The following is a 9,867-nucleotide window of genomic DNA, read 5'->3' as shown; positions in this document are numbered from 1 at the left end:
TTTGGATTCAAAGAAGAAAATAAAAGGAATTATCGATACAAGGGCTAAACTCGAAAGTAATACCCGGAAGTTTTTTAAATTTAACCGCACCGATTCGTCCTGCGGTGATATATGAAAAAATATACTTCACAATTCAAGAAAATTTTGTTCCGCGGGGAACTTTTTCTAGGCGCTGCTATATCACCTAACTCCTAATACGCGGGCTCCTATTTTAGTGGATAGTGATTAGGAAATAGTGGATAGGTGTTTTGTTGTAAAAGTAAGAACTCCCGAATTGCAGAAAAACACCTAACATCTGACTCCTATTCCACTGATCCCTAATAAGCTCCTACGAAATCGTTCTCTAAAACTTTGGAATCCAAAGGAATTAACTGTGTGAACTTGCAAAAGAAACCAAACTTTTAACTGTATCGACGTTTTTGGGGATTAGATGTTAGATAAATTTCCCTAAGGGGAGCGATTGGGATTTAACAAAATTTTCTGAATAGACGCCTAAGCATAGAATTCTATAATATATATTAACTCAAATAAATGTTTATTTCTAATTTATTTACTCTAACCAAAAATAGCAAACCGATTAAGTATTCGCTGATTTTGCTATCAATTGCAATTGTCATTTTTTTTATAATTCCCGCCTATCAAAGAATTTCAAATTATCTATTTCTTAAAAATAGATTCTCAAATTCTTTTAAACCTGAACTAATAAACGATGACTCCATCATTAAAATCGGTGCGAACAATTCATCCAACAGAATAACGATTCTGAAAAATAGTAAACTATACACTTGTGAAAAATTTGGAATCACTTCTCCCCTCTGTGTCAGCCGAAGCTTCGACTCACAAATTCCTACTATCTACGCGCATGAAACTGCATTCTGTAACGATTTATTCAGAAGAAACGCAAATATTGGCAATTTACGTTGCGATAAAATAGCAAAAAAGATTTTGCAAGTTGATCCAAATCAATTTAACGTTTTTTCTTCGGAAGAAAAGATAAATTCAGCTATTATTCTTTCTTATACAAGAGCGACGTTTTTCGCTGCCAACGACTCCGATTTATCGGATCATTTTATTATTCAAAGAAAAAATGAATTATATTACTGCTATAAAAAAGAATCTGACGAGTATTATTCAATCGATGCATTTGGAGAATGGGATGTCTACTATAGTCTTAAAACCAATGCTAAGTCAAAAAAAGAAGTCATCGCTTTAGTAAAGGAATTAAGCATTTAACCATAACGCAACTTCTTATCGAGGTTTTTTGGAATGCCCGAATATCCGGACGTTCCTTTATAACTTTCACGGAGAAGGTGATGAATGCGGCGGTGGAGGAGAAAGCCATACCGTTGCCTTTGTTTTTAAAACGGAAAAGACGTTGGTAGCAAGATCCGGATGGAGCAAAACCTGTCCTAACGAGTGCCCATGTTCGAAACCTAAAAAATATAATAAAACAGTTTATGAATATTTCAACAGCGGAGGTACACCCGCCGATTCAGAATTACGAGGAATTTTTAAATGATATTCAAAAGAAGGAAATCGGATCAATGCCATCTTATCCGATGCACCTTCTCTGTTAAACCTGAAAAGGATTGTCCGGAAATACGGACAGCGGAAAACTGCATTAACAAGAACGGCAAACGTTACGGCTGTTGATCTTAGTTCTCTTGGAAGCGGCTTGATTATCTGATCAGTAAAACGATGTTTGTCGGGAATGGCGCCGTTTAAAACTTCGTTTGGAGAATCGCCGAACAAAACACCGCTGGGACGAAAATTGTAAATCGGAACAGCGGCCTCTAAAGAATGAGGACATCCTGAAAAAATATGGGCCTGGGCCTCGCAAAGGATAAAATGGGATCTCACTCGAACAACAGTGGGACATAGATTCACAAAGCGGAAGGGATGGAGGCGTAGTCAATAAATTAGGAATGAAGGCAATACTTTGCATAACGTTACTGTCCTTCAATTTATTGACTGGAGCCGAGAGTCCGTCCAAATAGATATAAACAGATTATAAAAGTAAAATATACTAAAATTCTGAATACTTTTTCTACGAAATCTGACCTATCCACTAAAATATGTAGTAGGCGATTATGGAAGGACTCTTTTCAAGATGCTGAGCATCGCTAGTAATAAAAGGATAAACTAAAATTTGACAAACCCGATTTTCTAAACTCAATATCATTGCAAAAGGCATTATTCAATATGATAATTCAAGAGTTTTTGAACTTGACGCATAGATTTTAAGAAAGACTCTTGTAAGCATTTATTTTATTGCACACATAGAATTAAAATTTTCTATAGGAAAGCATTATGTTTAAAAATACCCTAATTTTCTTCTCAATCGTCTTCATTCTATTCTGCAAAAAAGAAATCCATACTTTAGAATATGATCGCTCAAAGCTTCCTTCCAACAAAGATAAATTAGATATTGTTGAACTTTATCAAGTTCTTCCCTTTGAAGTGTTTTACAAACACGAAATTCCATTAGAACAAAAGGAACTAATTTTGAGTCGGAAGGCAAATTTTGACGAGATGAGCATAGAGCAAACCTGGGGAAATCACACTATCAATAAAACGAATGGCTTTCTTTCCATAGGTAAACCAGGCATGATGGGCAGCGATTATAAAGTTGAATTTGCAGTCTGGCGTAAACCCGGAAATAGCAGCATTGTTGGAATTAATTCAACTTATGGATTCCAAAGAAATTCTCTATTAAGTTTTTATGAATTTAAATTCAATGAATGGTCTGATGTAACAAATCAAATTTTTCCCGGACTCCAACAAAGTGAATTTTACAAACTTAATCGAAGCGGTTTAGAACAAGAATCGATAAAAAAAATAAAAGAAATTCTCTATTATTGTGAACTACCGGAAAAAGGATTCACAATTACGTGCGCACTTTACGGGGATTATTTGGAACATTTGGGAGATAGTCAAATTTATAATATCTCATTCGATTGGAAGAATGAAAAATTTGAGAAAAGGCTACAAAAGAATTCAGATCTATAAGACTACTTTCATTCAAAATAAAAAAATAGGAATTCTTGAGGTCAAAGTTAATTGAATTCAAATAGTATTTTGTTTACATAACAGGAGATATGTAAACAAGGGCAAATCGTGATAAATTCCTAAATTATCCGCGAATTTGAATGAACGAGAAGTCTCTCTTAACCGACTTGAGTTTGTAACAAACATCTTCAAAAAGAGTGGGGTTGCACCCAAAAATCATGCAGTCAAAGTTAACTCTTATACGAAAAATATCCGAAACTGTCTTTTTCTAAGTCGAAGATCGAATTTAGGTCATTCCTCAAGGCAGTTCCTTTGGTAAGAAATCAATAAATACTCTAAGCGAATGTTAGACAAAATATTCAGTGTAAAGTTACATCATTCAAATGCGATAACCTTCTTTTGGCGGGAAAGAAAATCCCCGCGATTGCATTGCGCTTATGGCTTGAAGGCATTAGCACGAATAGCAAAATACTATTTATACTGAAATTAAACCCAGAAGCTTTAGAGAAAGTTTTTATTAAATACAATTACAATAAAAATGACTTTTAAACTTTAGAATTCTAATTTTTAAAAATGGAGAAATCGGTAATTCTAACCAAATTTCTGCTTTATATTATAATTAAATTAAATACAATGGAATTACTTTGAGAACCTATTCCTTCTCAAAGAGAATAGGCAAGATTAAGTATTTGATATTAGCATTTCAGAATGTCCAGTTACGAAGCCTTTGTGAAAAAAGTTCACAAGCTTTAAAATTTTTAGGTGAACCGGTTTCAAACAAACTTAGAAATAGATTATCCGATTTAAGAGCTGCCTCTTCCGTCCAAGATCTTGTTTTAGGAGAAATAATCGATGAACTTGGCAATAGCGAAAATAATAAGATTTTCACTATTGATCTTGGAAACAACTATGAAATGGTTTGCATTTCTAATCATAATCCACAACCATTATTATCGCCCAGTAAAATTGACTGGCAAAGAGTATTTCGAATTAAAATAATAAATATAGGTCAAAAAAATGAGTAAAACAACAGCATTTAGACCTGATTGGGTTTCAGAACCCTCGGATACTATCATAGATATACTTGCAAAAAAGCAGATTTCTTTTCAAGAATTTTCGGAACAAATGTCTCGTCCTGTGAACAAGGTAAACGGACTCTTAAATGGCAAAATTCGGATCGATAAGGAAATTGCACAGCAACTGGAAATTGTTTTGGGTCCTCCTGCCAATTTTTGGATTGAAAGAGAAAATCAATTTCAAAAAGACTTTTCTCTACTTGAATCTCAAAATTTGGAGAATGAAAAGAAAGAATGGCTAAAACTTATTCCAGTTAAAGAAATGTTAAAGTTAGGATGGTTGGATAATTTTGACGATTCCATTGATGTTGTAGAAAAATGTTTAAATTTCTTCGGTGTAGCTAACATTCGAACTTGGCACGAAAAATATAATTCCGAAATTGGAATGGCATTATTTAAAATGACTTCGAGTTTTACTTCTGAACCCGGCGCTATCGCGGCCTGGATTCGCCAAGGAGAAATTCTAAGTCAATCGATAAACTGTAATAAATGGGATTCTGACAATTTTCTTAAATCATTATCTGCAATTCGTAGTTTAACTTTTAAGAAAGATCCTTCTAATTTCATTCCTGAATTAACAAAACTTTGTGCAGAATCCGGAGTGGCCGTAATTATTGCTCGCACGCCATCGGGATGTAAGGCAAGCGGTGCAACGAAATTCATAAATCCTGATAAAGCATTATTAATGCTAAGCTTCAGATATCTTTCTAATGATCACTTTTGGTTTACATTTTTTCATGAAGCTGGTCATCTACTTTTACATAGTTCAAATTCTCTTCACGTTGAAGGATCATGGATTACTAATGAAAATGAGGAAGCTGAAGCGAATCAATTTGCAGCAGATGTTTTAATACCAGAAGAATTTAAAGAAAAATTTCAAAAACTACGTTCGAATAGAAACGAGGTTATTAAATTTGCGCGATTTATTAATATACATCCAGGAATCGTCGTCGGACAACTTCAGCATCTTAATAGAATTAACCGCAGCCATCTAAATACCCTAAAAAGAAGATATACCTGGATATAGTGATTGATAACGTTTAGCCTCGAAAAGGTTTAAAAATTGACGGACTTTTTTGCCAGTTACAAAGAGAATCTTCAAAGACTTGCATTCCAACATTCATGTGGGAATCTAATTCGATAATCCAGTTTTCTAAATCCTTTGGATTAACATTTGCACTAAAATCACCAGTAAATAGCAATCGTGCGCCTGTAAGAGGGCCTGTTGCATTACTTAAATATGGAACTCCTGGTTTAATTTGAGCAAGATTTAGCTTTCCTATCATTGTAAGATAATCGAATTTAGCTGTTCGACCAAAGGATATAACTTTACTCATAGATTTAAATAAGTTATCGAAAGCTACCTTTGCATCACCTTCTGAATCTTGGCATACTTTATTAAACAATTTATAATGAGATCCAAATGAAAGTACCCAATTCACGTAAGTTTCAAATGCATTTCCTGTTCCCCTTGACGAAGAAGCATCCAAGCTCTCATACTTTCTGTGATTACCAAAGCCACCAGGAACATCTTTTCGTTTAATATTCTCTTGATTACGTTTTAACCACTTGCGGAATCCTTCAACATCCGCACTTATCCGATGCCAATTCCAATTTTCTTCCTGACCTAATGCACCGTAAACTTCTCTCGAATATCGCCAGCCACCATACCTATGTTTTCCGAAATAAACAAAATGAAATACTAACCAGCACGCCTCTTCGAAATCACCACTATTTTTAAAAAATATAGCTCCTTTTAAGGGATCAAATAAAAGGTTAGCTGGATCGGCAAAAGAACTAGTAAAAGGGTTACTTTCAATTCTTTTAACATAATCAACTCTTCGAATACTCTCTAATAGCTGCCCAATATATGATAAACGATTTTCCTTCTCGTGAATTCCAAATAAAGGCCTCACTTCCCTATTATACATTAATAAAATAGAATCATGTTTTTCAGCTGTAAGCTTATCTTTTGGTTTCATTTTTTATCTTTTCAAATGAGCGACTTATCCAATCTTGAATCGAGTTTTTTACAATATTGGTTACTCCGAAACTGCTCTGCAAATTATGATTGAAGCCGAGAATATAAATTTCATTTTTTAACTTATGACCACCAATTTGATTTATCACGCCTTTATATGAAAATCCTGAAATCCCAATTCCTGTTTTCCTTGGAAGCGTCCATTCAGTCATTAATTCTTTTTCGAGAGTTTGATTTGAAATTTTCTGAAAAGCATCTACAACTGTTTTCCCATTCAAAACAACTATGCGAATAGGAGATTCACGGAGCATAAAGGCTAAAGTATCTCCTGCTTTATAGAAAAGTCGATTTTGTTGTTTATTACTTAGTTCCGCCCATTTGCAGTATGTTGCGTATGGCACCAAATCAAGGTGGCATGCTTGATTTAATTTATTATAGAAAGATGTTTGCGTTCCAGAAATTATCTTATCCAGAATTCTAAACCAACCATCATAAGGATTTCTTTTGAAATAGGTCTTATAAGAATCGCCTATTAATTCTAAATGTTTTTGCTTTGCCTTGGACCAACTTGTTATATTAAGGGACTTCAAAGTATGAAATCTCCTTTTTTCCCCATCCAATTCTCTTCCATCAGCATCAACAAATTCTCGATTGCTTGGATTTAAACCAAGGGTAGCGACTCGCGATTTTGAAACATCTCCGAAAACTGGTATTGGCGATCCCCAAGGAAGAACATGATTAGATATTAAATCTGGATCCCCTAAGCTTTTTAATAATGATTCTAACATCTGCGTAGCTTATTTTAAAATTGAAATATTTGGCAGCTGTAATTGTTCTTTTGCAATGCGAACCGTTTTTTTCTTATCAATATAGGTATCGTAAACTCTGGTTGAAATTTTAAGCTTAATTTCTTCTATCAGTGAAACGTTCTCAATATTTTTTCCATTCTTATATATCTTGAAAATCCGAAGGAGGTGTAAGATATCCATCCAATATGGACTCAATCCGTTTTCGTCACTACCATTTATCGCCTGATCATTTCTGATCTTAGCTTCAACTTTTATTAGTTTGTTAATTGTTTCAATCGGATCTTCTATCGGCATCATAGGCATACACGATGTTTCTTGCCATCCTTCTTCAATATATTGGTTTGCGCTATCTAATCTATCGTTATAAAGGTGTAAACTTCCGACGAAATGTTTATAAACACCTAATTTAACATTTAACTTATTAGCCATTATTTCCTGTATCATAGTAAAAGAAAATATATCATGAGGTAATCCAAAGTATGCATCATTTGATCTCATAAATGTGAATAGATCCAACTTATTCTCTCTAATCATAAATTGTAATGAGCAGGTACATGGTACATCTTTATGTTTTTCAACAAGGTCATTTGCATCAAACAATTGCATTACGGCTTTGCGAGAGTCACTATTTTTTGTTAATATTGAAATAATGTTCTGAAATTGATTAACTCCATTTTTGTTAAATATTCGCGGACCATAAGCACCGTAGACAGTCTTTCCATCATCTGAATTTTCATGATATTCTTTTAAATAATAACGAATAAATTCCAAGTCATTCGACTCAGACATATACCATAGAAACTCTCCAATACATGAAAAAAGCAAGCCTCGAATTTCGGTTCGACTTAGCCTAGCTCTAGGATTTTTAATTTCCAATAAAATCCCTGTCAACTCCCTTGCGTCACCTCTAGTTGGCTTAATCTGCTTTCCCTTTTTAATTATTCTATCATATACTCTCATCATGAGATCGTCTAATGTATCAGAAGATATGTGCATTAATTAAATACAGAAATAAATAGGGGTATTTGGATTATTTTTCAATAAACTAAATATCATTCAAGAATATTTTAATTACATAATGTCCTAAATTATGAATTTAAAAAATATCATCCTTCAAAAAAAATGACTTTGCTACTATCTAAACCACACATCTGAGTTAACCCCTAAAGAAAGGAGCAATACTATGAATAGAGCCAGTTTCAATGACTGGTTCACCAATCATCCCTGTTCAACGAAGAAGAGGTCATCAATGGAGAAGAAGCAGATAGTAAAAGTGGCATTTAAACCTATAAATTTGCAATTGGATTTACCGCAATAATCTCCTATCGCGACAAACTATGGATTTTAAATAATTTCGCCAAAAGAATTTATCGAAGATTCCATTATTTTAAATTGAGTATCTGAAAGCTCCTGACTTGCAATTGATCTAAATTTATTGATATGCCCTGATTCTGAAAACTCGTCATACTTGATTTTTAAATAGAAAAAATAAAGCTTCATACCCCTTAAACCAAAAACCAACTATATTTTTTTCTAGGATTATTCCAACCTGCCGCAATAAATTAGGGTAAATGAGACATTCATTTATTAGGAGAACGAATTCCATTTGTAACCTAATCAATGCAGGCGAGAAATCAGACCCAAAATTATTCAATAAATAAACTTCAGAAATTAGTCTTCTTCAAAGCGCTTTTTTCAAATAAAACCAATGAAATCGGAACCCTAAATGGACTTAGAGCCTTGGCTATTTGCTTCGTCCTTTTAAATCACTTCACAATAGCCCTAAAAGACATTCTTAACCTTCCCTCTTCGATAACCCTGCTTTATTTGAATCTTTGGACGGGAGTTGATCTATTCTTTGTCCTGAGCGGGTTCTTAATCTCGAAGGGACTATGGGAGGAATGGTAGGCAAATTCCAAACTGGAAATTAAGAAATTCTATATCAAAAGAATCTTAAGAATCTTTCTCGCTTACTATTTTTTCTTAATAGTAAGTTATGCATTAGGAAAAGGTCTATTGTTGATTCTGAACAAGAATCACATTACGAATGAGGCAAAAGCGCTAAGTGAAGCATTGTCAAATAATTGGGGTGATTTTGTATTTTTAGGAAATTATTTTCAGAGAATCAATACCCATACTTTGTCATTTTCGAGTGAAGAACAGTTCTATTTGATTTTTCCTTTTTTTTGTTCAATTCTTCTTTTCAAATATGAGTTTAAAATCAGACAGGCCCTTCTTTGGAGTCTCTACTTAGTACCGACGATAATCAGGATTTATTTAATTTCATTTGGGCATTTACAATCATTCCCGCCCTATTTTAAAGAAATGAACTTCCCCCGAATGAGTGGACACGGACGTGCAAGTTAAAAAGGATAAAAGCATGGCGCGTAAATCACAATACGATGAAGAATTCAAGAAGAACACGATTGAACTACTAATAAAGTCTAGTAAATCGATGACTCAGATCTCAAAAGATTTGGGAGTATCTGTAAATACTCTGATTAATTGGAAGAAAAAGTATCTGACGGATGACGGTCCGTTCCAAGATGAACTTCGAGCAGAGAATGAACGTTTAAGGAAAGAACTGATGGAAGTAAAGGAGGAGAGGGAGGAGAGGGAGGAGAGGGAGGAGAGGGAGGAGAGGGAGGAGAGGGAGGAGAGGGAGGAGAGGGAGGAGAGGGAGGAGAGGGAGGAGAGGGAGATCTTAAAAAAGTCCGTGGCCATCTTCTTGAAACCAAGAAAATGAAATATACATATATAAAAAGGAATCATTCCCCTGTAAAGAAGATATGCAAAATTCTGAATGTATCAAAGAGCGGTTACTATGAATGGTTGAAACGAGAAGATAGCGAGAGGGTAAAGTCCAATAAAAAATTGGACGAAAGGATTCGGATTCTATTTGAGGAACATGAGAATCGATCCGGGTATCTACGAATTCATCAAGACTTACGTTCGGAAGGTCTTGTTATATCTAAGAATCGAGTTTACAGAA

Annotated in this window: 10 protein-coding genes and 1 pseudogene; 8 read left to right on the top strand and 3 right to left on the bottom strand. The window is 34.2% G+C overall.

Annotation, left to right across the window (positions count from 1 at the left end; genetic code table 11):
* The first annotated feature begins 531 nt into the window (after window positions 1-531).
* From LEP1GSC194_RS17890 to LEP1GSC194_RS17870, 5 genes and pseudogenes are all read left to right on the top strand, one after another.
* A complete protein-coding gene (locus LEP1GSC194_RS17890) occupies window positions 532-1,233 on the top strand; it encodes a hypothetical protein (protein ID WP_020774908.1) in 702 nt (233 codons plus the stop codon).
* A 4-nt stretch (window positions 1,234-1,237) separates the two neighbouring features.
* A pseudogene (locus LEP1GSC194_RS23260) lies at window positions 1,238-1,519 on the top strand (SH3 domain-containing protein); the annotation flags it as partial.
* Window positions 1,520-2,310: 791 nt separating this feature from the next.
* The gene (locus LEP1GSC194_RS17880) at window positions 2,311-3,009 is read left to right on the top strand and encodes a hypothetical protein (RefSeq protein WP_020774903.1); all 699 of its coding nucleotides are present in this window, start codon (window positions 2,311-2,313) and stop codon (window positions 3,007-3,009) included.
* Window positions 3,010-3,653: 644 nt separating this feature from the next.
* A complete protein-coding gene (locus tag LEP1GSC194_RS17875) occupies window positions 3,654-4,034 on the top strand; it encodes a hypothetical protein (protein ID WP_036043688.1) in 381 nt (126 codons plus the stop codon).
* The gene (locus LEP1GSC194_RS17870) at window positions 4,027-5,112 is read left to right on the top strand and encodes an ImmA/IrrE family metallo-endopeptidase (protein WP_020774909.1); all 1,086 of its coding nucleotides are present in this window, start codon (window positions 4,027-4,029) and stop codon (window positions 5,110-5,112) included. The genes LEP1GSC194_RS17875 and LEP1GSC194_RS17870 overlap by 8 nt, the downstream gene beginning before the upstream one ends.
* Before the next feature lie 13 nt (window positions 5,113-5,125).
* On the opposite strand, the gene LEP1GSC194_RS17865 is transcribed toward LEP1GSC194_RS17870, so the two are convergent.
* From LEP1GSC194_RS17865 to LEP1GSC194_RS17855, 3 genes are read right to left on the bottom strand one after another with little or no spacing between them, the layout of a single operon-like run.
* Window positions 5,126-6,067 (bottom strand): alpha-glutamyl/putrescinyl thymine pyrophosphorylase clade 3 protein, encoded by a 942-nt coding sequence (locus LEP1GSC194_RS17865; RefSeq protein ID WP_020774907.1) that lies wholly within the window; start codon window positions 6,065-6,067, stop codon window positions 5,126-5,128.
* Complete coding sequence (locus LEP1GSC194_RS17860; protein ID WP_020774906.1) at window positions 6,051-6,854, bottom strand: hypothetical protein; 804 nt, start codon at window positions 6,852-6,854, stop codon at window positions 6,051-6,053. Before LEP1GSC194_RS17860 ends, LEP1GSC194_RS17865 begins: the two co-directional genes overlap by 17 nt.
* A gap of 9 nt (window positions 6,855-6,863) precedes the next feature.
* Window positions 6,864-7,871: a thymidylate synthase gene (locus LEP1GSC194_RS17855; RefSeq protein ID WP_036043685.1), complete on the bottom strand. Its 1,008-nt coding sequence runs from the start codon at window positions 7,869-7,871 to the stop codon at window positions 6,864-6,866.
* A gap of 624 nt (window positions 7,872-8,495) precedes the next feature.
* Between LEP1GSC194_RS17855 and LEP1GSC194_RS22430 the strand changes: the two genes are divergently transcribed.
* From LEP1GSC194_RS22430 to LEP1GSC194_RS21755, 3 genes are all read left to right on the top strand, one after another.
* Entirely contained in the window at window positions 8,496-8,783 is a 288-nt protein-coding gene (locus LEP1GSC194_RS22430) for an acyltransferase family protein (protein WP_017810294.1), read from the top strand.
* Window positions 8,784-9,255: 472 nt separating this feature from the next.
* The gene (locus LEP1GSC194_RS23255; protein ID WP_232424471.1) at window positions 9,256-9,621 is read left to right on the top strand and encodes a transposase; all 366 of its coding nucleotides are present in this window, start codon (window positions 9,256-9,258) and stop codon (window positions 9,619-9,621) included.
* The coding region (locus LEP1GSC194_RS21755) for an IS3 family transposase (RefSeq protein WP_020774904.1) at window positions 9,618-9,867 on the top strand (250 nt) is incomplete at its 3' end. The genes LEP1GSC194_RS23255 and LEP1GSC194_RS21755, both read left to right, overlap by 4 nt.

Origin of the sequence: Leptospira alstonii serovar Sichuan str. 79601 (assembly GCF_000347175.1) — a bacterium.
GTDB classification, from domain to species: domain Bacteria; phylum Spirochaetota; class Leptospiria; order Leptospirales; family Leptospiraceae; genus Leptospira; species Leptospira alstonii.
Note: the sequence above shows the minus strand (reverse complement) of the source record. Positions and strands in the feature narration are given on the sequence as shown.

Bases quoted from the DNA above. Each gene is read 5' to 3' on its own strand.
- LEP1GSC194_RS17890 (WP_020774908.1), top strand. From the start codon at position 532: ATGTTTATTTCTAATTTATTTACTCTAACCAAAAATAGCAAACCGATT.
- LEP1GSC194_RS17880 (WP_020774903.1), top strand. From the start codon at position 2,311: ATGTTTAAAAATACCCTAATTTTCTTCTCAATCGTCTTCATTCTATTC.
- LEP1GSC194_RS17870 (WP_020774909.1), top strand. From the start codon at position 4,027: ATGAGTAAAACAACAGCATTTAGACCTGATTGGGTTTCAGAACCCTCG.
- LEP1GSC194_RS17865 (WP_020774907.1), bottom strand. From the start codon at position 6,067: ATGAAACCAAAAGATAAGCTTACAGCTGAAAAACATGATTCTATTTTA.
- LEP1GSC194_RS17860 (WP_020774906.1), bottom strand. From the start codon at position 6,854: ATGTTAGAATCATTATTAAAAAGCTTAGGGGATCCAGATTTAATATCT.
- LEP1GSC194_RS17855 (WP_036043685.1), bottom strand. From the start codon at position 7,871: ATGCACATATCTTCTGATACATTAGACGATCTCATGATGAGAGTATAT.
- LEP1GSC194_RS22430 (WP_017810294.1), top strand. From the start codon at position 8,496: ATGCAGGCGAGAAATCAGACCCAAAATTATTCAATAAATAAACTTCAG.
- LEP1GSC194_RS23255 (WP_232424471.1), top strand. From the start codon at position 9,256: ATGGCGCGTAAATCACAATACGATGAAGAATTCAAGAAGAACACGATT.